This window comes from Rhodoferax sp. LS1R11 (genome assembly GCF_056521395.1).
Genome location: NZ_JBWMAW010000001.1, coordinates 229,754 through 254,807, shown reverse-complemented (window position 1 = coordinate 254,807; position 25,054 = coordinate 229,754). Strand labels below are relative to the sequence as shown.

At 61.2% G+C, this 25,054-nt stretch carries 20 protein-coding genes and 1 pseudogene; 15 read left to right on the top strand and 6 right to left on the bottom strand.

Annotated features, from left to right (window positions below):
• Positions 1 to 75 precede the first annotated feature (75 nt).
• Positions 76 to 2,094, top strand: a pseudogene (locus AC097N_RS01220) (oxidoreductase); the annotation flags it as partial.
• A gap of 81 nt (positions 2,095 to 2,175) precedes the next feature.
• Entirely contained in the window at positions 2,176 to 2,988 is an 813-nt protein-coding gene (locus AC097N_RS01215) for a crotonase/enoyl-CoA hydratase family protein (RefSeq protein ID WP_479579188.1), read from the top strand.
• Between the two features lie 14 nt (positions 2,989 to 3,002).
• Here AC097N_RS01215 and AC097N_RS01210 read toward each other — a convergent pair whose 3' ends face one another.
• Together AC097N_RS01210 and AC097N_RS01205 are read right to left on the bottom strand one after the other, a co-directional pair.
• The gene (locus AC097N_RS01210; protein ID WP_479578904.1) at positions 3,003 to 4,208 is read right to left on the bottom strand and encodes an NnrS family protein; all 1,206 of its coding nucleotides are present in this window, start codon (positions 4,206 to 4,208) and stop codon (positions 3,003 to 3,005) included.
• A 56-nt stretch (positions 4,209 to 4,264) separates the two neighbouring features.
• Positions 4,265 to 5,077 (bottom strand): Rossmann-like and DUF2520 domain-containing protein, encoded by an 813-nt coding sequence (locus AC097N_RS01205; RefSeq protein WP_479578903.1) that lies wholly within the window; start codon positions 5,075 to 5,077, stop codon positions 4,265 to 4,267.
• Between the two features lie 96 nt (positions 5,078 to 5,173).
• On the opposite strand from AC097N_RS01205, the gene AC097N_RS01200 reads away from it, so the two are divergent.
• A complete protein-coding gene (locus AC097N_RS01200) occupies positions 5,174 to 5,671 on the top strand; it encodes an RrF2 family transcriptional regulator (protein ID WP_479578902.1) in 498 nt (165 codons plus the stop codon).
• Here AC097N_RS01200 and AC097N_RS01195 read toward each other — a convergent pair.
• Positions 5,645 to 6,724: a lytic transglycosylase domain-containing protein gene (locus tag AC097N_RS01195; RefSeq protein ID WP_479578901.1), complete on the bottom strand. Its 1,080-nt coding sequence runs from the start codon at positions 6,722 to 6,724 to the stop codon at positions 5,645 to 5,647. The two genes, AC097N_RS01200 and AC097N_RS01195, sit on opposite strands and share 27 nt — an antisense overlap.
• On the opposite strand from AC097N_RS01195, the gene AC097N_RS01190 reads away from it, so the two are divergent.
• Positions 6,723 to 6,854, top strand: a complete 132-nt coding sequence (locus AC097N_RS01190; RefSeq protein ID WP_479578900.1) for a hypothetical protein — start codon at positions 6,723 to 6,725, stop codon at positions 6,852 to 6,854. The two genes, AC097N_RS01195 and AC097N_RS01190, sit on opposite strands and share 2 nt — an antisense overlap.
• Positions 6,855 to 6,862: 8 nt before the next feature.
• On the opposite strand, the gene AC097N_RS01185 is transcribed toward AC097N_RS01190, so the two are convergent.
• Positions 6,863 to 7,900 carry a helix-turn-helix domain-containing protein gene (locus AC097N_RS01185; RefSeq protein WP_479578899.1) on the bottom strand — a complete coding sequence of 346 codons (1,038 nt, stop codon included), beginning with the start codon at positions 7,898 to 7,900 and terminating at the stop codon, positions 6,863 to 6,865.
• Positions 7,901 to 8,078: 178 nt separating this feature from the next.
• Between AC097N_RS01185 and eat the strand changes: the two genes are divergently transcribed.
• From eat to AC097N_RS01160, 5 genes are all read left to right on the top strand, one after another.
• Positions 8,079 to 9,470, top strand: coding sequence for an ethanolamine permease (eat, locus tag AC097N_RS01180; RefSeq protein ID WP_479578898.1), 1,392 nt, complete (start codon positions 8,079 to 8,081; stop codon positions 9,468 to 9,470).
• Between the two features lie 7 nt (positions 9,471 to 9,477).
• Positions 9,478 to 10,875 carry an ethanolamine ammonia-lyase subunit EutB gene (locus AC097N_RS01175; protein WP_479578897.1) on the top strand — a complete coding sequence of 466 codons (1,398 nt, stop codon included), beginning with the start codon at positions 9,478 to 9,480 and terminating at the stop codon, positions 10,873 to 10,875.
• Positions 10,876 to 10,883: 8 nt separating this feature from the next.
• Positions 10,884 to 11,732, top strand: a complete 849-nt coding sequence (gene eutC, locus AC097N_RS01170; RefSeq protein ID WP_479578896.1) for an ethanolamine ammonia-lyase subunit EutC — start codon at positions 10,884 to 10,886, stop codon at positions 11,730 to 11,732.
• A gap of 76 nt (positions 11,733 to 11,808) precedes the next feature.
• Positions 11,809 to 12,960: a hypothetical protein gene (locus AC097N_RS01165; protein WP_479578895.1), complete on the top strand. Its 1,152-nt coding sequence runs from the start codon at positions 11,809 to 11,811 to the stop codon at positions 12,958 to 12,960.
• Positions 12,957 to 14,048: an acyltransferase family protein gene (locus AC097N_RS01160; RefSeq protein ID WP_479578894.1), complete on the top strand. Its 1,092-nt coding sequence runs from the start codon at positions 12,957 to 12,959 to the stop codon at positions 14,046 to 14,048. Before AC097N_RS01165 ends, AC097N_RS01160 begins: the two co-directional genes overlap by 4 nt.
• 60 nt (positions 14,049 to 14,108) lie before the next feature.
• Here the strand turns inward: AC097N_RS01160 and alaS are convergent, their stop codons facing one another.
• Positions 14,109 to 16,763: an alanine--tRNA ligase gene (gene alaS, locus AC097N_RS01155; protein ID WP_479578893.1), complete on the bottom strand. Its 2,655-nt coding sequence runs from the start codon at positions 16,761 to 16,763 to the stop codon at positions 14,109 to 14,111.
• A gap of 162 nt (positions 16,764 to 16,925) precedes the next feature.
• Between alaS and AC097N_RS01150 the strand changes: the two genes are divergently transcribed.
• On the top strand, positions 16,926 to 17,204 hold the full coding sequence (locus tag AC097N_RS01150) for a DUF427 domain-containing protein (protein WP_479578892.1): 279 nt from the start codon (positions 16,926 to 16,928) through the stop codon (positions 17,202 to 17,204).
• Between the two features lie 19 nt (positions 17,205 to 17,223).
• On the opposite strand, the gene AC097N_RS01145 is transcribed toward AC097N_RS01150, so the two are convergent.
• A complete protein-coding gene (locus AC097N_RS01145; protein ID WP_479578891.1) occupies positions 17,224 to 18,153 on the bottom strand; it encodes a DHH family phosphoesterase in 930 nt (309 codons plus the stop codon).
• A 257-nt stretch (positions 18,154 to 18,410) separates the two neighbouring features.
• Here AC097N_RS01145 and AC097N_RS01140 point away from each other — a divergent pair, with 257 nt between their 5' ends.
• The 5 genes from AC097N_RS01140 (at position 18,411) to AC097N_RS01120 (ending at position 25,033) form a co-directional block, all read left to right on the top strand.
• Positions 18,411 to 20,309: a c-type cytochrome gene (locus tag AC097N_RS01140; RefSeq protein ID WP_479578890.1), complete on the top strand. Its 1,899-nt coding sequence runs from the start codon at positions 18,411 to 18,413 to the stop codon at positions 20,307 to 20,309.
• Between the two features lie 41 nt (positions 20,310 to 20,350).
• Positions 20,351 to 21,988 (top strand): bifunctional UDP-sugar hydrolase/5'-nucleotidase UshA, encoded by a 1,638-nt coding sequence (ushA, locus tag AC097N_RS01135; RefSeq protein ID WP_479578889.1) that lies wholly within the window; start codon positions 20,351 to 20,353, stop codon positions 21,986 to 21,988.
• A gap of 54 nt (positions 21,989 to 22,042) precedes the next feature.
• Positions 22,043 to 22,192, top strand: a complete 150-nt coding sequence (locus AC097N_RS01130) for a hypothetical protein (protein WP_296443703.1) — start codon at positions 22,043 to 22,045, stop codon at positions 22,190 to 22,192.
• A gap of 110 nt (positions 22,193 to 22,302) precedes the next feature.
• Positions 22,303 to 24,402 carry a PAS domain-containing hybrid sensor histidine kinase/response regulator gene (locus AC097N_RS01125; RefSeq protein WP_479578888.1) on the top strand — a complete coding sequence of 700 codons (2,100 nt, stop codon included), beginning with the start codon at positions 22,303 to 22,305 and terminating at the stop codon, positions 24,400 to 24,402.
• Entirely contained in the window at positions 24,389 to 25,033 is a 645-nt protein-coding gene (locus AC097N_RS01120) for an RluA family pseudouridine synthase (protein WP_479579187.1), read from the top strand. The genes AC097N_RS01125 and AC097N_RS01120 overlap by 14 nt, the downstream gene beginning before the upstream one ends.
• The last annotated feature ends 21 nt before the right edge of the window (positions 25,034 to 25,054 follow it).

Sequence of the window (25,054 nt, the reverse complement as noted above, 5' to 3'; positions counted from 1 at the left end):
TGGTGCAAACCCTCTATGCAACTGGTTGCATTGTTGGCATGATCGAGGTCCCCGCTTTTTGAGGATTTTCTTTTCATGACGACCTACCCCCACCTCCTGGCCCCGCTCGACCTGGGCTTTACCACCCTGCCCAACCGGGTGCTGATGGGCTCCATGCACGTGGGGCTGGAAGAGGTGAAAGACGGTTTTGCGCGCATGGCCGCTTTCTACGCCGAGCGCGCGGCCGGAGGTGTGGGCCTGATCGTGACCGGCGGCATTGCGCCCAATGACCGCGGCCGCCCCATGCCCGGTGGCGCGCGCCTGACCACCGAGGCCGAGGCCGACAAACACAAGCCCGTGACCGAGGCCGTGCACCAGGCGGGCGGCAAGATTGCTATGCAGATCCTGCACTTTGGCCGCTACGCCTACCACTCGGACCTGGTGGCACCCAGCGCGCTGCAAGCCCCCATCAACCCAATGAAGCCCAAGGCCCTGAGCACCGACGAGGTGTACCAGACCATCGACGACTTTGTGCGCTGCGCCGGGCTGGCGCAGTACGCGGGGTACGACGGCGTTGAAATCATGGGCTCCGAGGGCTACCTGATCAATGAATTCATTGCCGCCCGCACCAACCAGCGGGACGACGAATGGGGCGGCAGCTATGAGAGCCGCATCCGCTTTCCGGTCGAGATCGTGCGCCGCACGAGAGAGCGCGTGGGCCCCAACTTCATCATCATCTTTCGCCTATCCATGCTGGACCTGGTGGAAGGCGGTTCCACCGCTGAAGAGGTGGTGCAACTGGCGCAAGCGGTAGAGGCCGCAGGCGCCACCATCATCAATACAGGCATTGGCTGGCATGAGGCGCGAATTCCCACCATTGCCACCAAAGTGCCGCGCGCGGCGTTCGCCTGGGTGACCCAAAAGCTCAAGGGCAAGGTCGGCATTCCGCTGGTGGCCACCAACCGCATCAACACGCCCGAGGTGGCAGAGCAACTGCTGGCCGACGGTTTTTGCGACATGGTGTCGATGGCGCGGCCTTTTCTGGCCGACCCGCTGTTTGTGCAGAAGGCCGCGCAGGGCAAGGCCGACGAGATCAACACCTGCATTGGCTGCAACCAGGCCTGCCTGGACCACACCTTTGGCGGCAAGATCACCTCTTGCCTGGTGAACCCGCGCGCGTGCCACGAGACGCTGCTCAACATCGTGCCGGCCAAGTCCAAGGGCCGCATGGCGGTGGTGGGCGCGGGCCCGGCCGGGTTGAGCTTTGCCACCACGGCCGCTAAGGGCGGCTTTGACGTGACCCTGTACGACGCCGCGTCAGAGATTGGCGGGCAGTTCAATATTGCCAAGCAGGTGCCGGGCAAAGAAGAGTTCTACGAGACGCTGCGCTTCTATGGCCGCCAGATTGAACTCACAGGCGTCAAGCTGGCGCTGAACACCCGCGTCAGCGCGCAATCACTGCGTGCTGCTGGCTTCGACCAAGTGGTGCTGGCCACGGGTGTGACGCCCCGTCTGCCCGCCATTGAGGGCATAAACCATCCCAAGGTCTGTGGCTACCTCGATGTGTTGCGCGACAAGTGCCCCGTGGGCAACACCGTGGCGTTGATTGGCGCAGGTGGCATTGGGTTTGACACGGCCGAGTACCTGCTGCACAGCGGCACCAGCCCCAGCCAGGACCCGGCCAAGTTCTTTGCGGAGTGGGGTGTGGACACGACCTACGCCGGGCGCGGTGGCCTGATGCCGGCGCACCTTGAGAAGAGCCCGCGCAAGGTCTTGTTGCTGCAACGCAAGGCAAGCAAGGTGGGTGAGGGCCTGGGCAAGACCACCGGCTGGATTCACCGAACCTCGCTCAAAAACCGCCAGGTTGAGATGCTGGCGGGCGTCACCTACCGCAAGATCGACAACGCCGGTTTGCACATCACCGTGGGGGACCAGGACAAGGTCATTGCGGCCGACACCATCGTGGTCTGCGCCGGGCAAGACCCGCAGCGCGAGTTGCAAGCCGAACTCATCGCCGCAGGCTGCACCGTGCACCTGATTGGCGGCGCCGACCAAGCCGCCGAGCTGGACGCCAAGCGCGCCATCAAACAAGGCTTTGAGCTGGCCGTGGCCTTGCAATCGCCCACGGCTGCAGCAACGCCCGCCCCCATCAGCACGATCACCACCAACGCGCTGGCCACGGCCAAAGAGCACAACATGACTTACCAGACCCTCAGCGTCAGCCTGGAGAACCACGTGGCCACCGTGCGCCTGAACCGCCCTGAAAAAGCCAACGCGATGAATGCCGTCATGTGGCAGGAAATCCGCCAGGCCTTCCGCTGGGTGGACGAAACGCCGGATGCGCGTGTGGCGATTCTGGAAGGCGAAGGCAAGCTCTTCACCGCCGGTATTGATCTGGAAATGATGATGGGCATTGGCCCGCAAATCCAGAACGACTGCGAAGGCCGCATGCGTGAAAACCTGCGCCGTGTGATTCTGGATTTGCAAGACACGCTGACCAGCCTGGAGCGTTGCCGCAAGCCTGTGCTGGCCGCCATTCATGGCGGCTGCGTGGGCGGAGGTATTGACCTGATCACCTGCGCGGACATGCGCTACTGCTCCAGCGACGCTTACTTCACCATCAAGGAAATCGACATCGGCATGACGGCGGACGTGGGCACCCTGCAGCGCCTGCCCAAGCTGATTGGGGAAGGCATGGCACGTGAACTGGCCTACACCGCGCGCCGACTGGGCGCCGTGGAAGCGCGCGAGATTCAACTGGTGAACCGCGTGTTTGAGTCGCGCGAGGCGCTGCGTGCCGGGGTGCTGGAGATTGCGACCACCATTGCGGCCAAGTCGCCGCTGTCGATTCGCGGGGCGAAGGAAATGATCACCTACGCTCGCGATCATTCGGTGGCCGACAGCCTGAACTACATTGCCACCTGGAACGCCGCCATGCTGATGAGTGATGACTTGCAGGAGGCCATGATGGCCAACATGAGCAAGCGGGCCGCCGAGTTCAAGAACTGACGCGGCGCACGCCCTCAACCTTCCTTGCCATCCAGCCGGGTGCTCATCAGCCACGGCGTGAAGAGCCACAGGTAAATGGCAAACGCCACGCTCCAGGCCAACGCAGCGGCAACCAGCGACACCACATACAGCGACGGCATCAACAAAGGCAGCAACACGCGCAAGGCGGCCGCCGTCATCACCAGGCCGTAAGCGGCCACTTCGGCTTTGGACACTGCCAGTGGCCTGCCGGTGTGGCCGCGCGCCGTGCGGGTGATCATGCCCATGATGAGTCCGCCGGTGGCCCCCACCGCCAACGCGTGCACGCCAGCCGAGACAGGAATCCAACCCATCTGGCTCAGCGCCAACAACCCCAAACCGACGGGGATCCAGGCGTATGACGCGTGCAGAATCCACAAAATAGGCCGACTGCGCGTCACCGCAGGGCGCCAGCCCAGCAAACGGTGCAGGTGCAAGCCACCAGCCAGCGCGAGGACCAGCAGGCCCCACACGCCCGGGGGCGCCAACACCCACAGCGCCAGGCCCAGACCGGTGGCACCCAGCGTGACCCGCTCCACCCAGACCGTGGCCGCCAGCTTCAAGCCCGGCGTAACCGCCATGGTGAACGCCGGAATGACCCGCCCCGCCATCACACACTCAATCATCACGATCAGCGCCAGACCGGCGTACAAAGGCGTGATGGTGGACACGTTCAGCACGCCCGACACCGCCAGATGAAACACCAGGTTGGCGCCAGCCAGCAGCACCAGAATCAGGACCAAAGGCAGGTTGCGGTGATTACGCGCACGCAGCAGCAAGCGCACCAAAATCAGGGCCACCAGCGGCAACAGCGCCATGTCCAATACCGCGTACACCCCATAAGGCCCGACCAGCGAACTCACGCGCGCCGCCAGCCACAACAAAACCAACGCGCCCAACGCAGGGCCGCGCGGCGTGGCCAGCCCGGTCCAGGCCTTGCCTGCAGTCATCAGAAAGCCCACGATGATGGCCACGGCAAAACCAAACAACATTTCGTGGGCATGCCACAACAACGAGGGCACGTTAGGCGTGAACGACATCTGCCCCAGAAACAGGGCCACCCACAGCGGCACGATCAGCACGGCCAGCAAGGCACCAGCGATATAAAAAGGCCGAAATCCCAATCGCAACAGCGGCCAGCCCTGGGGCGGAATAGCTGCGGCTCTGACTTGCTCAAAAAGGGGCAATGAGGTGGGTTTCATGGCAGCGGGATGATCAAGGCATCAGGTGTTTTTAATAAATGCATTCTATATGCATCTTATGACCGCATCCGCAAAGCCAAAACACTCAGGGCTTCGTAGGCCGCGCCCGCGGCCGGGTCCCAGGCCCTGACAACCTGGGCCTGGCGGGCAATCACATCCCGGTCACCCCGTGCAGCCGGGCCGGTCAAGGCACCCGCAGGCCCCAGGCGGGTGATGTTGGCCACGGCATTGTTCAAGAGCGACACCCGCAAGTCCGCAATCAGGTCGGCAGGCACACCAGTGCTGCGCCAGGCGTCTTCGGCCACGGCCTGCAAAACCGGCAAGAAGTTGGTCGCAAACACGGCAGCGGCGTGGTAGAGCAGCTTTTGTTCGCTGGCAACATCAAAGCAGCGCGCACCGATGTCAATGAAGGCCGCCCTCAGAAACTCACACGCCGAAGCCTCCCCCTCCAGGGCGCAGGGGGTTCCCACGAACTGCTCAACGGCGGTGGCGGCCGATGCAAAACTCAAAATGCAATGGGCACTGGCGGTGACCCAGCCCAAGTCCGCCAGCGGCGCCAGCTGGGCAGCACCTAGCGCCCCGCTGCCATGAAACACCATGGCAGGGGGCCAAGCGCTGGCATGCCGGGCCAAGTCTGCGGCGGACTGCGCCACCTGCGCATCCGGCGTAGCGATCATCCAGAGATCGGCCGGGCGCATGGTCTGCAGCATTTCCACCGCGTGCCCCGCGCCAATGAAGACACAGGCCGTGTGCGCACTGGCCAGCGAGGTGGTCAGCACGTCCTGAATGACAAAGGTGTTTTGCAGGTGCCAGCGCCGCGCCAGGGTTTGCCCGACGCGACCACAACCCACCAGGTTCAATGTTTTCAATTTGCTTGCCTCCTGTGATGCAATAGCGCCAAAGCATTGTGGCCGAACCACAATAGACTTGACAACCAACCTCGACGCACGCATTTCAGAACGCCCATGAGACTGACCGACTACACCGACTACACCCTGCGGGTCCTGATGTTCTGTGCCCTCAACCCGGAGCGGCCCATCACCATCGCTGAACTGGCCGAGAGCCACTCGGTTTCCAAAAACCACTTGATGAAGATCGTCAACGACCTGGCCCGCCAGGGGCTGCTGCAAACCACCCGGGGGCGTGGCGGCGGCCTGCGGTTGCTCAAGCCCGCGGCCGAGATCCGCATTGGCGACGTGGTGCGCCACACGGAAACAGATTTCAGGATGGTGGAATGTTTTGACGTGGATCACAACGCCTGCACACTCACGGCCAATTGCCAGCTCAAGCAGGTGTTCAAAACCGCGCTACAAAGCTACCTGACCGAGCTGGACAAGGTCACCCTGGCCGACATCACGCGCCCGAAAGGCCGCAAACTGCAAGCAGGTAATGTTGCCGTCACCACCGTGCCGGTGACGGCAATCAAACGATCCGTTTCAGTTGAGCCTGCTCGCCGCCGGTGACACCTTGCCCGCCTTGTCATCAAAGGGGTGCGTGGACCGTCCGTAAAGCGCCATGATGCGCTGCACGTACTGGCGCGTTTCCTTGTACGGCGGTATGCCCTTGTAGCGGTCTACCGTGCCCTCGCCCGCGTTGTAGGCCGCCAGCATCAGCCTGACGTCACCCCGGTAATACGACAGCAACCAACGCACGTAGCTCAAACCGGCCCGGATATTTTGCGACGCGTTGTAAGCATTCTTGACGTTGAAACGCTCGGCGGTTTCGGGAATCAGTTGCATCAGACCCATCGCCGCCTTGGGTGACGTGGCCTGGACCTGGAAATTGGACTCAGCCGCGATGATGCTCAAGATCAGCCGCGGGTCCACGGCGTTCCAGCGCGCCTGCGTGCCCACCAGGTCAATCACCCAACGCCTGTCTTTGGGCAAACCGGCCAGCAGCCGGTCCAAGCCCGCCCCCGCCGTGTCGGCCAGCATGAGCCGGGGGCCTTTGTCTGGCGCCACCGCGTCCAGCACACACGGAGGCAGCAAGGTGCTGGTGATGCGAATGGTCTCCAGCATGTCCTGCGCCTGGGCATGGCCCTGCGATGCCGCCAGAGAAAACAGCGAAGCGGCCATCTCGCGGCTCTCCGCCACGCCACGTCCGAAGGCGAACAACATGCCCAAGCGGTACTGGGCTTCCGTACTACCCAGCCTTGCGGCCTCGCAGTAGCGTGTGGCCGCCAGCCACGCCCCCTCCACCTCGTCCGCGCTGCGCTCATGACCTTGGGCCTGGTCTAACAGTGCGCGGATGGCGGGCGGCGCCTGCTCGAAACTGGCGCCCGCTGTCCCTGCAGCCTGCCCCCAGGACAGGCCGCTGAACAGCACGGATGTCAGCAGGGCAATTTGAAATATCAACCAGAAACCTTTAAATGAACCACGGGCACGGCCGGTCAGGGTAACCGACAAACTACCATATCTGACTCGCGGCTGGGTCAACAGCATCCGCTTTTCACTCAAGGACGGCGACACCACGCTGGCCAGCGCGGATGTCGGCAAAACCGGGGAAGATGGCGCCATGGCAGGCACCATTGCGTCCGAGGCTCGTCTGATGTTGAAACGGGAACTGCTGATTGACCTGCCGCCCTCTGTCAGCGCGCCCGTCCAGTTTTTTCTTTTCTTTCTGGTCTGCAACCACGCCTACCGTTAAAAGCGGGGTCAATGGGTTCGCTGCCGCAGGGATTCCGACGGGCTTTGCCCAAACAGCTTGCGGTAGTCACTGGAGAACTGGCTGAAGTGCCAGAAGCCCCAGTCGGCAGCGACATCCTGCACGGTACGTGCGGTCGGGGAGTGTTCACGCAAATGGCGGCGCGCGCCGTTCAGCCGGATAAGGCGCAGGTACTGCATCGGGCTGATGCCCAGCACGTCCTCAAAACAGTATTGCAAGGTCCGGCGGCTGACATGCAGGCGTTCACACAGGTCGGGCACGGTCAGGGCCTGGTCGCTGTGTTCCAGCACATGCTCGCGCGCGCGCGCAACCATGCGCTGGCGTCGCATGAAGCTGTTGCTCACGGCGACATCCACCTCGCTGGTGTCCAGCAGGGACAACAGGACCATCATCACGGCCTGCCGGGCATGGATGACGCTGGCCAACCGCGCAGGCTCAGACGCCCGGCTCTCATCTTGCGACATCAGGTGGGCCAGTGTTTGCACGCAGGTCTGCCGGGCGGATTCATTCACCTGCAATACCTCGGCACGGGCCAGTTGCGCCCAGTCAACACGGCACCTCATCTGGCCAGCGGCCTCCAGCAGGGCCTCGCGCTGGATCACCATGCCGTAGACCGCGTAATCAGCAGGGGTCAGCAACTCAAACTCGCAACTGCCAGGACGCACCATGATCGTGCTGGCAGCACCCTGACGCCCATTGATGCGGGCCTGCGCCCGGCCAGGCCCGCCCTCGCTGCGGGCATCGCCCTGCACGCCAAACCAGAAGGCATTGGGCCAGACGCAACAGGACTGGCGCACCGCCTGGCTGGTGTGCTCCAGAAAAACCTGCATCTGCGGCAGCTGCAACTCGGTCAACCGGCCCTGAAAGGGGCCACAACTGATCTGGTCATAACTCTGCTCCCACGCGGTCAGGTTACGGGCGTGGTCATCGGCGTCGTACGCTTGCACTGTTCGAATTTGGTGCGAATTGACCCCGGCGGGCGCCGCAGAGGCACCGTCGTTGCGCAGGTGGTGAGAGGTCAGTGGCATAAGGCACCGCTTTGCGGCTGTGGGTCTGCGGTTGAATGAAATAACAGTTCATTCTTAAGCACAACTCATGCCTCGCCAACAGGAAAAACCCCGAATGAAACTTTGCCGAAATTCGATAACGTCAAAAAACAGGGATGACTACATTGATCAGGTTCTTGAACCGAAAAGGAAAATCCCGATGAATCCAAACACCCATTCGCACGGTACACACGTGCTCAAGCCGGTCCTGGGCACCCTGCAACTGTGGGGTATTGCCGTCGGGCTGGTTATTTCCGGCGAATACTTTGGCTGGAGCTACGGCTGGGCATCTGCCGGCACGCTGGGCTTCACCATCACGTCCATTTTCATTGCGGCGATGTACACCACCTTCATCTTCAGCTTCACCGAGCTGACCACCTCCATTCCGCACGCGGGCGGGCCGTTTGCCTACAGCAAGCGCGCTTTTGGCCCCACGGGCGGCTATCTGGCGGGTGCGGCCACGCTGATTGAATTTGTGTTTGCGCCACCGGCCATTGCCCTGGCCATTGGCGCCTACCTGAACGTGCAGTTCCCGGCGCTGGACCCCAAGGTGGCCGCCGTGGGTGCCTATCTGGTATTCATGACGCTCAACATTGTGGGCGTGCAGATTGCAGCCACCTTTGAGCTGGCCGTCACACTGCTGGCCATCTTTGAGTTGCTGGTCTTCATGGGCGTGGTGGCCCCTGGCTTCTCGATGTTCAACTTCACCAAAGGCGGCTGGTCAGGCATGGATGATTTCAGCATGGCCTCCATTCCAGGCATGTTTGCCGCCATCCCCTTTGCCATCTGGTTCTTTCTGGCCATTGAAGGGGTGGCCATGGCCGCCGAAGAAGCCAAGGACCCCCGGCGCTCCATTCCCATCGCCTACATCACCGGCATCCTGACGCTGGTGGTTCTGGCCATTGGCGTGATGGTGTTTGCGGGCGGCGCAGGTGACTGGACCAAGCTGGCCAATATCAACGACCCGCTCCCCCAGGCCATGAAAATGATTGTGGGCGAAAACAGCGGCTGGCTGCACATGCTGGTGTGGCTGGGCCTGTTCGGGCTGGTCGCCTCGTTTCACGGCATCATTCTGGGCTACTCACGCCAGATTTTCGCGCTGTCACGCGAAGCCTATCTGCCCGCCTACTTCGCCAAGGTGCATCCGCGCTTCAAAACGCCCCATCGTGCCATTCTGGCCGGTGGCGTGGTGGGCATCGCCGCCATTTACAGCGATGAACTGATCAAGATCGGCGGGCTGACGCTCACCGCCAACATCGTCACCATGGCGGTGTTTGGCGCTATCCTGATGTACATCATCAGCATGCTGAGCCTGTTCCAGTTGCGCCGCACCGAACCCACCATGGTGCGCCCCTTCCGCGCCCCGTTCTACCCCTACTTTCCGGCGTTTGCGCTGGCGGGCGCCTGCGTCTGCATGGTGACGATGATTTATTACAACCCCCTGGTGTTTGCGCTCTTCGTCGGCTTCATGGTGCTGGGCTATGTCTACTTTCTGTTGACGAGCCAGCATCGCGCCGATGCAATAGCTGCTATCGTGCCGGATTTGACCTGAACGCACCGTGCAACGCCATCAGTACACCCACACCGTCGGCCACAAGACTTACAGTTTTTGCGACCTGAAAGACCTGATGGCCAAGGCCACACCAGCGCGCTCCGGCGACCTGCTGGCGGGCGTGGCCGCGCACAGCGCCGAAGAGCGCGCGGCGGCGCAAATGGCGCTGGCCGAGGTGCCGCTGACCACCTTCCTGAGCGAGGCGCTGGTGCCTTATGAAACGGACGAGATCACCCGCCTGATCATTGACAGCCACGACGCCGCTGCGTTTGCGCCCATCAGCCACCTGACCGTGGGCGACTTTCGCAACTGGCTGCTGGGCGACGAGGTGGACAACGCCATATTGGCGGCACTGGCCCCGGGCATCACGCCGGAGATGGCCGCAGCCGTGAGCAAGATCATGCGCAACCAAGACCTGATTTTGGTTGCCAAAAAGTGCCGTGTGGTCACCCAATTTCGCAACACCATCGGTCTGCCCGGCCACCTGTCCACCCGGCTGCAGCCCAACCACCCCACGGACGATGCCACCGGCATTGCCGCCAGCCTGCTGGACGGCTTGTTGTACGGCAGCGGCGATGCCGTGATTGGCATCAACCCCGCCACGGACAACGTGCCGCAAGTCATCAAACTGGTGACGATGATGGACGACATCATCAGCCAATATGAGATACCCACCCAGTCCTGCGTGCTGACCCATGTGACCAACACGATTGAGGCCATCAACCGTGGTGCGCCGGTGGACCTGGTGTTCCAGTCGGTTGGCGGCACCGAGGCCACCAACCGCAGCTTTGGCATCAGCCTGGACCTGATGGCCGAAGCGCACAGCGCGGCCCTGTCCTTGCAGCGCGGCACGGTGGGTGACAACGTGATGTATTTCGAAACCGGCCAGGGCAGCGCCCTGTCGGCCAACGCGCACCACGGCCTGGACCAGCAAACCTGCGAGGCCCGTGCCTACGCCGTGGCACGGCACTTCAAGCCGCTGCTGGTCAACACCGTGGTCGGCTTCATCGGGCCGGAGTATTTGTTTGACGGCAAACAGATCATCCGCGCCGGACTGGAAGACCATTTTTGCGCCAAGTTGCTGGGCCTGCCGATGGGCTGCGACGTGTGCTACACCAACCACGCCGAGGCCGACCAGAACGACATGGACGTGCTGCTGACCCTGCTGGGTGTGGCCGGCTGCAGCTTTGTGATGGGCATTCCGGGCTCGGACGACATCATGCTGAACTACCAGACCACGTCTTTTCACGACGTACTGTATGCGCGGCGAGTGCTGGGGCTGCGCCCCGCGCCGGAGTTCGAAGCGTGGCTGCAGAAGATGGAAATTTTCAGCCGTGACGCTCCGTTCAAGCTGCACGCGGCGCTGCCGCCCGCATTTCAAAATGCCCTGAAGCGCCTGCTCTAGCCCACGCCATGACCCGTCAAACATCCCCTGTGATCTCCAACCCGTGGGAAGCCCTGCGCCAGTTCACCGATGCCCGCATTGCGCTGGGCCGCGCGGGGGTGAGCCTGCCCACCAGCGCACATCTGGCTTTTCAACTGGCCCACGCCCAAGCGCGTGATGCCGTGCATCTGGCGCTGGATGCACCGCAGCTGGCGCAGAAGCTGGACGCCTGTTTCACCAACCTGCCTGCGCCCTGCCTCACGCTGCACAGCGCCGCGACGGACCGCCCTGTTTACCTGCAACGCCCTGACCTGGGGCGCCAACTGGACGCTGCTTCACGGGAGGTGCTGGCGCAACTCAAACCCGTAGCACCCCCCCCGCTGGCGCGACCCTACGACCTGGCGCTGGTGGTGGCAGACGGCCTGTCGGCGCTTGCGATTGAACAAAATGCCCTGCCCTTCCTGCGCGCTTTGCAGACGAAAATCGCCGCAGAGCAGTGGTCCATCGCCCCCGTGTGCATCGTGCAGCAAGGACGCGTTGCCGTAGGCGACGAAGTCGCCGAACTGTTGGGCGCCAAAACGGTAGTGGTGCTCATTGGCGAGCGGCCGGGCCTGAGTTCGCCCGACAGCATGGGCCTGTACTTGACGTGGATGCCCCGCATCGGGCTGACGGACGCCAGCCGCAACTGCATCTCGAATGTGCGCCCTGCGGGACTCGGCTTTGATGAAGCGGCCTTCAAGCTGCACTACCTGCTGTCGCAGGCGCACCAACGGCAGTTGTCCGGCGTCGACCTCAAGGATGAAACAAACGGAGAGCACCAACTGACGACAGGCCGTCAGAAAAACTTCCTGCTGGCCCGGCCGCCCACGCTCGAATAGGTCCAAAAGACCCCGGCTGTCTTGGGGTATATTGGCCCGAAACATCAAGCGCTACCGGCAGGAGACAGGCAACACAATGAACCTTAGGCACAACCCAGGCGAGCCCTCAGGTCGCGGCATTCTGGTTCGAAACATTGCATCAGGCGACGCCAACGGGACACGGCAAACCGTGCTGACGCAGCTCGACGCACTGGATCTGACCCCGCATGTGGTCGTTGAAACCGGATCTGACACCTTCGGAATTTTTGTGCATCTGTGGCTTGACGCCCATCAGCGCGAGGCCTGGGCGCCCGGCGATGACACCTTGCAACTCTGCGACACGCTGCACCTTGACACGCTGAATCAGCCCGCCGACCTGAAGCGCGAGATTGCGGTGGCTTTGCTGACGGGCCCTGTCGCCGTTGAGTTCCCCAGCCTGGATGAACTGGCATCGGCGGTTCGCATCCGCTGCAATATCGTTCAGGCCGCACGCCAAACGACATTGGCCTTTCACACGTGTGCGCTGGATAGGCCCCTGGACTGCTGGACCTATGACGAAAACCGTGGTTTCACCATTCGGCCCGGTGTGCCGCTGATCACCGCCCTGATCAAAGCCACACAACCGGCCATCTCGGGCAACCTGTATTCATTCTCCTGCTATCGGGCCACCGAGTACGTTATCTTGTTGGGCATCGCGCAGGAGCTGGAAACCAACAATCCGGCCTTGCTACAGCAGTTGCAGACGATGTGGACCGCCCGTCCGATCACATCCAACGAGTTTCACGAGGTCTTTTTGCGTGAACAAGGATCGATGGATGAGCCCCTGCCGCCGAGATATTTCGTGCCGGGTGACCGCACCTGGTTTCGCAATCCCGATGAAGCCTCTGCCGATGCCTCAGGCTTTGAGGGTTCATGGGTCATGTACCTGGGCGGCGGCCTGTTCAGCAATTTCTGGAAGCATGACCAACCCTACACACTGGCCCATAAATGCGTGGAGATCTACCACTGGCGACTCGGGTTGTACCGGGACCAGAACGGCGATGAGCGCATCGACGAAACCCTCATCGCACCTTTGGTTGAAGCCTCATTGAACAACCCCGTCGAGCGCCAACGCATTTTGGCCGTGATGGAGCGCTACCGTGAACCGCGCGGCGTGTATACCCGGGCGGGTGGCTGCATCGACACCACGCGTGAATTTGCCCGCTGGGTTCGCCCCGGCACGGCAGACCTGGTGCTACCGGCGCAATGAAGTCCGCGCTGCCAGGAAGGCAAAAGTCTATTGACGCCTTCAAGCTGCTCGCCTCGCAGTTGATTGTGTTGCATCACTTCGCGACCTATGGGCCGCTGGCCGATGCCCTGAGCGAAGCCGCCCCAGCGCTGACTGACTGGTTTTATGACTACGCACGCATGGCAGTGCAGGTCTTCCTGGTGCTGGGCGGCTACCTTGCTGTGCGCAGCCTCGCACCTTCAAAGGAGTTTCGCGTTGGTTCGCCCTGGCGCGTCATCCTCCAGCGTTACCAGCGTCTGATCCTGCCCTTGCTGGTCGCCTTGCTCCTCGCGGTGGCCAGTGCAGCGTTGGCCCGTCAATGGCTCAGTGATGACTTTATTCCCGACGCCCCCGATTGGCGTCAGGTGTTGGCGCACGCCACGCTATCGCAGGGCGTGCTCGGCCAGGACTCACTGTCTGCCGGTGTCTGGTATGTGGCCATCGACTTTCAGCTTTTTGCCCTCATGACGCTGCTGCTGTGGCTGGGTCGGCATCCCAACTGGCAGCGAGCCATGTTGCTTGGCCTGATGCTGGCATCACTTTTCTTTTTCAACCGTGATGAGAACTGGGACGACTGGGCCCTGTATTTTTTTGGTGCTTACGGGATGGGCGCCGCCGCCTTCTGGGCGGGTAACGCACGTCGTCCCGGACGATTACTCGGACTGCTGGCTGGGGTCGGGCTGCTCGCACTGAACTTTGATTTTCGCGAGCGCATTGCACTGGCATTGACGGTTGCCCTGCTGCTGGGACTGCTCCAATGGCGGCAAAAAACGGCACCAGCCCGGGCCGAAGCGCGCTTGCCGGCAGGGCTATCGCACGTGATCGGGGTGCTGGGGCAAACGTCGTACGCCCTGTTTCTGGTGCATTTTCCGGTTCTGATGATCGGCAATGCGTTGTTTGAACGGCTTGAGCCGGACAGTGCCGGACTGGCCTGGCTGGTCTTGCTGGGCTGCTGGGTCACGTGCCTGGGGCTGGCCGTGGTGTTTGAACGCTGGATCGAGGTGCCGCTGTCCCGCCTGGGTTATCGCGGGAACACAACCGGGGCAGCGGCCACACGACCACTTTTATAAGCCAAATCGACCTCTAGCCCAGGTGGAACGTGCGGGAGTAGCTACTAATTCAATAGCAACTCAAAGCTTGGCCGACACCCAGGCCATCACGCTGGCCAGGGCCGACGCCAGCTTGGCGGGTTCGGTACCACCGGCCATGGCCATGTCAGGCTTGCCGCCACCCTTGCCACCGACTTGCGCCGCGACAAAGTTAACCAACTCACCGGCCTTGACCTTGCCGGTGGTGTCCGGCGTGACGCCCGCAGCAATCTGCACCTTGTCGCCATCGACCACGCCGAGCACGATGACAGCGGTCTTTAGCTTGTCCTTGAGCTTGTCCATGGTGTCGCGCAAGGTCTTGGTGTCGGCGCCGTCCAGCGTGGCGATCAGCACTTTGACGCCATTCACTTCCACGGCCTGCGTGACCAGTTCATCGCCCTGGGCGGAAGCCAGCTTGCCTTTGAGCGCGGCAATTTCCTTCTCCAGCGCACGGCTGTGGTCCAGCACCTGCACCAGGCGCTCATTGACTTCCACGACCGGGGCCTTCAGTGCGCCAGCCACTTTGGCCATGCTGTCCTCCAGGTCTTGCAGGTAGACCAGCGCATTCTGGCCCGTGACGGCCTCAATACGCCGCACACCCGAAGCCACGCCGCTTTCCGCCACGATCTTGAACAGGCCAATGTCACCCGTGCGCTGCACGTGGGTGCCGCCGCACAACTCGGTGGTGCTGCCGATGTCGAGCACGCGGACAATCTCGCCGTATTTTTCGCCAAACAGCATCATGGCGCCGGTTTCCTTGGCGGACTCGATGTCCATCAGGCGCGACTGGGTGGCCGCGTTGGCCAGAATTTCGGTGTTGACAATCGCCTCGATCTCACGGATCTCAGCATCGGTCACGGGTGCGTTGTGGGTGAAGTCAAAACGCGTGCGTTCGGCGTTCACCAGACTGCCCTTTTGCTGCACGTGGGTGCCCAGCACCTCGCGCAACGCCTTGTGCATGAGGTGGGTGGCCGAATGGTTGCGCATGCTGGCCGCACGCAAGGCGGCGTTCACATGGGCGGTGACCGCGTCGCCCACTTTGAGCGAACCGCTCTGGAGCACACCGTGGTGGCCAAACACATCGGCCTTGATTTTTTGCGTGTCGCCCACGTCAAACAGGGCGGTGTCGTTGAAGACCGCGCCCTCGTCGCCCACCTGGCCGCCGCTCTCGCTGTAGAACGGCGTGGTGTCCAACACCACGACGCCGGTTTGACCGGCTTTTAGCTCGCTGGCCGGCGTACCGTCTACGTAGAGCGCTACAACTTTAGTAGCTTGCGTCAGGCTGTCATAGCCGACAAACTCATTGCCTTCGCCGCTGTATTCCAACGCGCGGTCCATTTTGAACTTGCCTGCGGCGCGGCCCTTGGCCTTTTGCTGCTCCATGGCGGCGGCAAAACCGGCTTCGTCCACGCTCAGGCCACGTTCGCGGCACACATCGGCGGACAAGTCCAGCGGAAAACCAAAGGTATCGTGCAGCTTGAAGGCCACGTCGCCCGGCAGCACCTGAACGCCGCCTTCCAGCGCTGCGTCCAGAATCTGCATGCCGTTCTCCAACGTTTCAAAGAAACGCTCTTCTTCGGCTTTCAGCACCTCAATGATGCGTTTCTCGTCCGACTTGAGCTTGGGGTACGCGTCGCCCATGAGTGCCACCAGGTCAGGCACCAGCTTGTGGAAAAACGGGGTCTTCTTGTCCAGCTTGTACCCATGGCGAATGGCACGGCGAATGATGCGCCGCTGCACATAGCCACGGCCTTCATTGCTGGGCGTCACGCCGTCGCTCACCAAAAACGCGGTGGCGCGGATGTGGTCGGCAATCACGCGCAGGCTCTTGTTGTCCAGGTCAGCACAGCCGGTTTCACGCGCGGCGGCCTTGATGAGCGCCGCAAAAATATCGATTTCGTAGTTGCTGTGCACGTGCTGCAGGATGGCAGCCAGGCGCTCCAGGCCCATGCCGGTGTCCACGCACGGGGCGGGCAACTTGACCAGGCTGCCATCGGGCTGCATGTCGAACTGCATGAACACGTGGTTCCAGATTTCAATGAAACGGTCGCCGTCTTCACCCGGGCTGCCGGGAGGGCCACCAGGGATATGGTCGCCGTGGTCGTAGAAAATTTCACTGCAAGGACCGCAGGGGCCGGTGTCGGCCATCATCCAGAAGTTGTCAGAGGCGTATTTCTTGCCCTTGTTGTCGCCAATGCGCACGATGCGGTCCGCGCTCAATCCGATCTCGTCGTGCCAGATGTCATAGGCTTCCTGGTCGTCAATGTAGACCGTGACCAGCAGCTTCTCGGCGGGCAAACCGTACACCTGCGTCAGCAGTTCCCAGCCCCATTTGAGCGAATCGCGCTTGAAGTAGTCGCCAAAGCTCCAGTTGCCCAGCATCTCGAAGAAGGTGTGATGGCGCGCGGTGTAACCCACGTTTTCCAGGTCATTGTGTTTACCGCCAGCGCGCAGGCAGGCTTGCACGGAGGCGGCGCGCACGTAAGAGCGCTTGTCGGTGCCCAAAAACACATCCTTGAACTGCACCATGCCCGAGTTGGTGAACATCAGCGTCGGGTCGTTGCCGGGCACCAGCGGGCTGGAGGCCACCACGGTGTGTCCCTTGGACTCAAAGAAGTCCAGAAAAATCTTGCGGATATCCGCAACAGAAGCAACGGGCGTGGCAGTGGACAGGGTGGTGGAAGTAGGTGTGCTCATATTCTGGAGAAATTGGGTTCTGGCAAAGGCAGACCGCCAGGCCTGGGGCAGAAAACCGCCGGGCCGGGCATCGCTTTTGATTATAGGTTTTGAGACCTCGGCCTCACGGGACAGGCCAAGCCGTATTAGGATGGTCAACCGATACCACTCTGAAAGCAGCCCATGAAAGCCACCTGGAACGGCGTCCTGATCGCCGAAAGCACCGACACCGTGCTGGTCGAGGGCAATCACTACTTCCCGGAAAGCGCGCTCAAGCGCGAGTTCATCACCTTCAGCAACCACAAGAGCAGCTGTGCCTGGAAGGGCCAGGCGAGCTACTACTCATTGGTGGTGGATGGCGACCTCAATACCGACGCCGTCTGGTACTACCCCGACCCCAAACCGGAGGCCGAAATGGTGCGGGGTCGCGTCGCTTTTTGGAAGGGTGTGAAGGTGGAATAAACCGGACACCCGGTCCTGCTCAGGCCGGTGTCGCGCCCGCCTCAAACGTGCCGCTCAGCAAAGCGGGCAAGCGATCGGCACTCATCTTGAAGCCACAGGCTTGAGCGTGGCCTCCGCCATGCATGCTTTCTGCCAGCGGAATACAGTTGAAATCGCGTGGCGATCGCAGCCCGGCTTTGACCCCCCCGTTTTTGTCGATGCTCCACATCAAGGCAAACGTGCCGCTCTTTTTAGACAGGATGTCGCCCACCAGGCTGTGAAAAACACCCGGTGCATTGACCATCAGTCCGCTCACGCCATTGAAAGTGAGAGGCTGGGCACTCTCGGCAATGCCCTCGGCCAGTTTGCTGAACTTTTCGTCCATGGCACGCCCGCGGTCCACATAGGCCGCCAAATGCGCCGCATCGAACGATGCAATTTCCTGCCAGCGCTCAAACTCGAAGGGCTCCATGTCCAGCGCGGCCAGGAAACCTGCGCTCTCGGCATATTGCCAAACCCAAATGTCGCGGTCTTCGACCAGGCGCACCAGATCGGGCATGGGCTGCTCGGGCAGGAAAAACTCCCACGCCAACCGTGAACCCGATTTATGCATATCAAAGTGCACCACGCCACAAGTGCAGGAAAAACCGGTCAACTTTTCGGCAGCGCTTTTGTGGTGGTCCAGCATGACCAGCTTGGCCGCTCGCTCGTCAATGCCCTTCATGATCTCGGGTGAGAACGAAAAATCAAGAATATAGACCGCACGCCCGGCCAGCGCCGGCAGGTCATCCACAGACTTGATCACGCCATGGTCCAGGCCCAGGAACTCGGCCTTGCCTTCATAAAAAAGCCATGCGGCAAGCGCCGCCGCAAAACCATCCGGACAGTTGTGCCCATGGTAAATAACAAGTGGCTGAGGATCGTTCAGGTCAGGCTTGACCAGCAGGCTCAAGGGAAGAATGGTTTTCATGGTGAATCGACGTCGGGGAAAAATTGAAAAGCGCGGCACTGTGATTGTGGCCAAACCGCCCAAAACGGGCCGGCTTGGCGTTGTTTGAAAACAGACAAGACTGCGTCCATTGATGTGCGCTATTTATTTTATAGCGATATGCCTGGTTTGACAGCGCCGTGTCAGAGTCCAAACAGGCGGTGCGTAGTAGCATGACAGCCCAACGGGCAACGTAGCAACGACGAGCCCCGCCCCCAACATTTGCCAAACCGCTTGCCATGCTTCGATTCATTTTCAACCTCATTGCCGCCCTCCTGGCAATGTTTACTGTCAGCCAGGCCTCTGCCGCCATTGCGTTTGAAGACAGCATGGCCCAAAGAACCCAGGCCTGCGTGGCCTGTCATGGCAAGGAAGGCCGCGCGGGTCCTGACGGCTACTACCCACGACTGGCCGGCAAGCCGGCTGGCTATCTTTATAACCAGTTGCTTAATTTCCGGGATGGTCGTCGCCACTATGGGCTGATGACAGGCTTGGTGGCCCCGCTGTCTGATGCTTACCTGATGGAAATAGCCCAGTACTTTTCCGCACTGGAGGTGCCCTACCCCACGCCAACGCCGACCACCGCGCCCAAGGCAGTACTTGACCGTGGCCGACTGCTGGTAACGCAAGGCGATTCAGCGAAAAAAATACCCGCCTGCATTCAGTGCCACGGCCAGGCGCTGACGGGCGTCGCACCCCATATCCCAGGCCTGCTGGGTCTGCCGCTGGACTACCTGAACGCCCAGCTGGGTGGTTGGCAAACCCGGCAGCGCCGCGCCCAGGCGCCCGATTGCATGGCGCATATCGCCACGCAGATGACGGACCAGGACGTGGTGGCCGTGGCCCACTGGCTGTCATCGCAGCCCTTGCCGGCCAATACCAAACCGGCATCGACTCTGCCGCCAGTGGCGCCGGGTACGGAACGTCTGCGCTGCGGCAGCGCACTCACACCGGCCGCGCCCTCAAAAACATCGGCAACTGCCTCAGACCTGGTCAGCAAAGGCGCCTACCTTGCAAGGGCGGGCAACTGCATGAGCTGCCACACCGTCAGCGGCGGCACACCTTTTGCGGGCGGTCGAGCTATCAGCACGCCTTTTGGCCCGGTGTTTTCAAGCAACCTCACCTCAGACGCCACCCAGGGTATTGGCCGCTGGAGCAGCCAGGATTTTTGGCAGGCCATGCACCATGGGCGCTCCAAGGACGGCCGCTTGTTGAATCCCGCTTTCCCCTACACCAGCTTCACCCAGGTGACGCGCGCCGACTCGGACGCACTCTTTGCCTATCTGCAAACTGTGGCGCCCAGCGCCCAGCCCAACCAGGCACATGCGTTGCGCTGGCCTTTTGGGACGCAATCCGCCCTTTTTGTCTGGCGCACGCTTTATTTTTCGCCCGCTGACTACCGCCCCGACACAGCCCGTACCGCCGAATGGAACCGCGGCGCTTACCTGGTTCGCGGACTGGGCCACTGCGGTGCTTGCCACACCCCGCGCAACGCGATGAGCGCCAACAAAGCATCGATGGAACTGACAGGCGGCATGGTTGCCACGCAAAACTGGTATGCACCGTCCTTGCTGTCCGGCGCCGAGGCTGGCGTAACTGATGCGAACACCCAAGACTTCATCTCCCTGCTGAAAACAGGGGTGCATGCAGGTGGCGCGGTCACGGGTCCGATGTCAGAGGTCGTCCAGCACAGCACACAGTATTTGTCCACCAGTGACCTCGGCGCCATGGGCGTGTTTTTGAAGTCTCTCGCCAACCCGCCAGCGCCAATGGCGTCGCCGAAGCGCCCCGGTGAAAAAACGACACTGATACCCGATAGCGGCTCCAAGCTTTATGAAGCCCATTGCGCCCAATGCCACGGCAAGCAAGGCGAAGGGGTGCGCAACGCCTACCCGCCCCTGATGCAGAACCGCAACGTCACGTTGACAAACCCCTCCAACCTGGTCCAGATGGTCCTGTATGGCGGGTTTGCCCCCGCCACGGCGGCTAACCCGCGTCCCTTTGGCATGCCCCCCTACGTACTTCAAATGAACGACAAGGACACGGCCGCCTTGTTGACTTACATCCGCAATGCCTGGGGCAACCAGGCCCCACCGGTGACCGAACTGGAAGTCAACCGCGCCCGGGAGCGGCCATAATTGTTTTTCTGTCCATCACGCCGCGTACATCAGGAGATGCCATGAACCTCGCCAGATCAAGCACGGTCTTATTGGCTGTCTGCGTCGTTGCAGGATGCGCATCCTTCCCGGGCGCCGGGCCGCAAAAAGACACCACCTACAGCATCACCGTGATGCACACCAATGACCACCACGGTCGTTTCTGGAAAAACGGTGATGGCGAATACGGCATGTCGGCACGCAAAACGGTGATCGATGCGATTCGGAGCGACGTACAGGCCCAGGGGGGCTACACCTTGCTGCTGGACGGTGGCGACGTGAATACCGGGGTGCCCGAGTCCGACTTGCAGGACGCCGTGCCCGACTTCAAAGGCATGAACCTGATGGGCTACCAGGCCATGGCCGTGGGCAACCATGAGTTTGACAAACCGCTGGCGGTGCTCAAGATGCAACGCGACCTGGCCCAGTTCCCCATGTTGTCCGCCAACATTTACGAACGGGGTGAGCGCCTTTTCGCACCGTACAAGGTGTTCCGGCTCGGGGATGTCCGGGTGGGCGTGATGGGGTTGACCACCGAAGACACCTACAAAATGGTGAACCCGGAGACGGTCAAGAACATCGAGTTTCGCAGCGTGATTGCAGAAGCCGCCAAGCTCGTGCCGGAGCTGCGTGGCAAGGCAGACATTGTCATAGCGGCCACGCACATGGGGCATTTTGAAAATGGCAATCATGGAACCCAGGCTGCCGGTGACGTCGAAATGGCCCGGGCGGTGAATGGCATTGACCTCGTGGTGGGGGGGCATACCCAAAACCCGGCCTGCATGAAAGCCGAAAACGTGCTGGATCGCGTTTATGTTCCAGGCACGGCCTGTCGACCCGACCGCCAGAACGGCACCTGGATCGTTCAAGCCCATGAATGGGGAAAGTACGTGGGACGCGCTGATTTTGAATACCGCAATGGCGAGTTCAAGCTGGTGAAATACGCCCTCATTCCCGTGAACCTGAAACGCCCGGTCAAGGCCGCCGACGGCACCAGCAAGCTCGTGCCTTACGCCAGTGAAATTCCGGAAAATCCCGACATGCTGGCGCTGCTGACTCCTTACCAGGAGTTTGGCCAGCAAAAGCTGGGCCTGCAAATAGGGGCTACGGACGCGCGACTGGAAGGCGATCGCGCCATCGTGCGCGCCAAACCGGCGTCAATGGGCGTCCTGGTAGGCCGGGCCATGATGGAACGCACCGCTGCCGACTTTGCCGTGGTCAACGCAGGGGGGGTGCGTGACTCCATTCAGGCCGGCAAGATCACCTACCGCGACGTCCTGAAGGTACAGCCCTTTGGCAACACCGTCGTCACGGTTGACTTGACCGGTGCAGAGATCATGAATTACCTCAATTCCGTGTCCAAAATGTCAGTGGGCTCGGGGGCCTTTGCACAATTTTCCGGCATCCAGCTGGTCATCACGGCTGGCGCGGTGACGAGCGCCAGCCTCAAGGGACAGCCCATCGACCCGTTGCGAACCTACCGCATGGCCATCAACAACTTTCAGGCGGTTGGTGGGGACGGCTACCCCAAATTGACAGGACACCCCAGCCTGGTCGACAGCGGCTTTGTAGACGCCGATGTACTTCGCAGCTTCATCACAGCCCATAGCCCTCTGCGCGCGGCGGATTTTGAGCCAGGCGACGCCGTCGTGCGTAGATAATCAAATACTGCAGCCTCAATTCGAATGGCTGGAAATGTAACTTAGGAGAAGAAAATGGCAAAAGGTCAACAAAGCAACAAGATGGTGAAGAAGCCGAAAAAAGACACTTCCCCGCCCAAGCCCGTGTCTCCTGACGCCGTACGCCCCACCGTCACGACCGTTGTGCCTGTGCGCGGCAAGCTGAAAAACGCACCAACCCGCTGATACCAGGGCATTGCGTCATATCCATTGCGGATTAAGACACCTCAGGGGAAACGATTACAGCCATGAGCAGCCTGTCCAAGCTTAGAAAGTCGCCCCTGAAGAAAATCGCAATGCCCCTCGCAGCACGCGCCGGGGCCGTCGGGCAAGCCATGCTCGCCGACGGATATTCCTTGCCGCAGATGGTGGAAGACCTGCGCAACTACCAGGCTGAGCTGGAAATACAAAACAAGGCGCTGCGGTACAGCCAGGTTGCAGCCGAAGGTGCGTCCGAGCGGTTTCTTACGCTGTTTTCGAACGTTCCGCTGGCGTTGATGGTGGTCGACGAAAATGGTCTGATTCTGGAGAGCAATGCCATGGCGTTGCGCCTCTTTCGACCCACCGAGCAAGATTCCCCGCTGAATTTTTTGCTGCCCCTGGTGCACTCAGAACAGGTAGACCGGGTAGCCCATTCCTTTTTGCAGGCCAGGAACACCGGAACCAGCGAAACCACCGAAGTGGTTTTCTCCAGCGGCTCCAGCGGCGTGTTTACCGGCGACCTGCATATTGCGCGTATTGAAAATGCGCAAGACGAACTGGCCCACTTTATTTGCGCCATCATTGACCAGGGCCCGCTTCTTACCCAGCGACGTGCGTTGCAGGCCAGTGCCGCCGCACTACAGGAACGCAATGAAGAGCTCCAGCGCAGCCAGGACCGGCTTGCGTCCATCATCAACTCCTCGCTTGACGCCATCATTTGCGTCGACAAGGACCACTTCATCACCATTTTCAATCCGACTGCCGCGGCACTTTTTCAGTGCACAGCCACGGAGGCCCTGGGAAGCCAGCTAGCCCGCTTCCTGCCTGATGCAGCGCAAACGCTCAGCTACACCCAGTTGATCACGCACGCTCAGCTGGGCGAGATGACCGGCGTCACAGCCTCCGGAAAAAATGTTGCCATTGAGGCCAGCGTCTCCTTTGAGCACCATCCTGATGGCGAGACCACCACGATTTTTGCCCGCGACCTGACCGCACGAAAAAAAATTGAAGCGCATCGCAATGCCCTTGAATCCCAACTCCGGGAATCCCACAAGATGCAGGCCGTCGGTACGATGGCCGGGGGCATCGCGCACGATTTCAATAACATCATCAGCGCCATTCTGGGCAATGTAGAACTTGCCAAACAGGATGCAGGTGAAATGTCCCCTGCGCTTGTCAGCCTCAACGAGATTGATAAAGCGGGGCGACGTGCCCGCGACCTGGTGCGGCAAATCCTCACCTTCAGCCGCAATGAATCTCCCAAACGAGTACCTATTCATTTGGCTGATGTGGTGGAGGAAACCGTTCATCTCCTCAAGGTCGCGCTGCCACCCTCAGTGGACATGGTGGTCAACATCGACCCTGGCACACCGCCGGTCATGGCCGACGCCACGCAGGTGGAGCAAGCCCTGCTCAATCTCTGCACCAACGCCATTCATGCGATCGGGGCACAGCGCGGCACCATCACCATTGACTTGGGACACAACATCAACAGTGGCGCGATTCAGGTGGAACGTCGCAGTGGTGTTCGCGGCAAACACGTCAAGCTGTCCGTGCACGACACGGGCAGTGGCATCGACCCTGATACGCTGCAACGTGTTTTTGAACCTTTTTTTACGACCAAACCCGTGGGACAAGGCACCGGGCTGGGTCTGGCGGTCGTGCATGGGATCATGCGCACCCACCTGGGAACCGTCGATGTTCAAAGCACGCCCGACAACGGGACGGTTTTCACCCTGTATTTTCCGGCCGCAGATGCGGTGACCGCACCCGTTGTACAGGAATTACCCAAACCCAAGGCAGTCAATGGCATGGGCAAACACGTCATGTACGTTGACGACGATGAAGCCCTGGTATTTCTGGTTGATCGTGCGCTCAAGCGCCGGGGTTTTGTGGTCAGTACCTTCACCGATCCCCGCTTGGCAGCACAGGCACTGCGGGCTCACCCCATGGATTTCGACCTGCTGGTGACAGACTACAACATGCCGGGGTACTGTGGCGTCGACCTGCTGCGTGAAGCGCGACTGATTCGTCCCGGACTGCCAGTGGCACTGGCGTCAGGCTATGTCACGCCGGAGATCGAGCACAGCGCTTTCGCCGAAGGTGCCCGTGCCTTGATACACAAACCCAATGACGTGGACGAGATGTGTGAAATCCTGCAAAAACTCCTCCAGCCTGGCGATGCGCCGGACTGAGTTAGCGGTTCTTTATGTGGACGAGTTCATGCTGGTGCTCGACAAGCCCGCAGGCTTGCTCTCGGTGCCCGGTCGCGGCGAAGACAAACAGGACTGTCTGAGCACCCGGGCACAGCAGCAGTACCCGGACGCATTGATTGTTCATCGCCTTGACATGTCCACCTCGGGCGTCATGATTCTGGCGCGGGGCGCCGTCGTTCAGCGCACCTTGAACGACGCATTTGCCAACCGCATGGTGCACAAGCGCTACGTGGCTGTAGTCGACGGCCGGGTAGAGTCATTGCCAGACGCCTGGGGCACGATTGACCTGCCAATTATGGTGGACTGGCCCCACCGGCCAAAGCGGATGATTGACCACACGCTGGGCAAACCAAGCCTGACCAATTGGCGCGTGATCTCACACGCGGCAGACAACACCAGCCGACTTGAACTGGAACCTGTCACCGGCCGGTCACACCAATTGCGCGTGCACTTGGCGGCCATGGGGCACGCGATTGTTGGCGATGCGCTTTACGCTGATGCTCGGGCGTGCGCCATGAGCGAGCGTCTGTTACTGCATGCTCGCTCCGTTGAATTGAATCACCCCGTCACCGGCGAGTGGATTCGCGTCGAATCAACCGAAGATTTTTAGGCGCAGCGTTCGGCCCGGCCT

Coding starts and splice junctions, on each gene's coding strand:
- AC097N_RS01215 (WP_479579188.1), top strand. CDS start 2,176: ATGACTTACCAGACCCTCAGCGTCAGCCTGGAGAACCACGTGGCCACC.
- AC097N_RS01210 (WP_479578904.1), bottom strand. CDS start 4,208: ATGAAACCCACCTCATTGCCCCTTTTTGAGCAAGTCAGAGCCGCAGCT.
- AC097N_RS01200 (WP_479578902.1), top strand. CDS start 5,174: ATGAGACTGACCGACTACACCGACTACACCCTGCGGGTCCTGATGTTC.
- AC097N_RS01190 (WP_479578900.1), top strand. CDS start 6,723: ATGGCAGGCACCATTGCGTCCGAGGCTCGTCTGATGTTGAAACGGGAA.
- AC097N_RS01195 (WP_479578901.1), bottom strand. CDS start 6,724: ATGGCGCCATCTTCCCCGGTTTTGCCGACATCCGCGCTGGCCAGCGTG.
- AC097N_RS01185 (WP_479578899.1), bottom strand. CDS start 7,900: ATGCCACTGACCTCTCACCACCTGCGCAACGACGGTGCCTCTGCGGCG.
- eat (WP_479578898.1), top strand. CDS start 8,079: ATGAATCCAAACACCCATTCGCACGGTACACACGTGCTCAAGCCGGTC.
- eutC (WP_479578896.1), top strand. CDS start 10,884: ATGACCCGTCAAACATCCCCTGTGATCTCCAACCCGTGGGAAGCCCTG.
- AC097N_RS01165 (WP_479578895.1), top strand. CDS start 11,809: ATGAACCTTAGGCACAACCCAGGCGAGCCCTCAGGTCGCGGCATTCTG.
- AC097N_RS01160 (WP_479578894.1), top strand. CDS start 12,957: ATGAAGTCCGCGCTGCCAGGAAGGCAAAAGTCTATTGACGCCTTCAAG.
- alaS (WP_479578893.1), bottom strand. CDS start 16,763: ATGAGCACACCTACTTCCACCACCCTGTCCACTGCCACGCCCGTTGCT.
- AC097N_RS01150 (WP_479578892.1), top strand. CDS start 16,926: ATGAAAGCCACCTGGAACGGCGTCCTGATCGCCGAAAGCACCGACACC.
- AC097N_RS01145 (WP_479578891.1), bottom strand. CDS start 18,153: ATGAAAACCATTCTTCCCTTGAGCCTGCTGGTCAAGCCTGACCTGAAC.
- AC097N_RS01140 (WP_479578890.1), top strand. CDS start 18,411: ATGCTTCGATTCATTTTCAACCTCATTGCCGCCCTCCTGGCAATGTTT.
- ushA (WP_479578889.1), top strand. CDS start 20,351: ATGAACCTCGCCAGATCAAGCACGGTCTTATTGGCTGTCTGCGTCGTT.
- AC097N_RS01130 (WP_296443703.1), top strand. CDS start 22,043: ATGGCAAAAGGTCAACAAAGCAACAAGATGGTGAAGAAGCCGAAAAAA.
- AC097N_RS01125 (WP_479578888.1), top strand. CDS start 22,303: ATGCCCCTCGCAGCACGCGCCGGGGCCGTCGGGCAAGCCATGCTCGCC.
- AC097N_RS01120 (WP_479579187.1), top strand. CDS start 24,389: ATGCGCCGGACTGAGTTAGCGGTTCTTTATGTGGACGAGTTCATGCTG.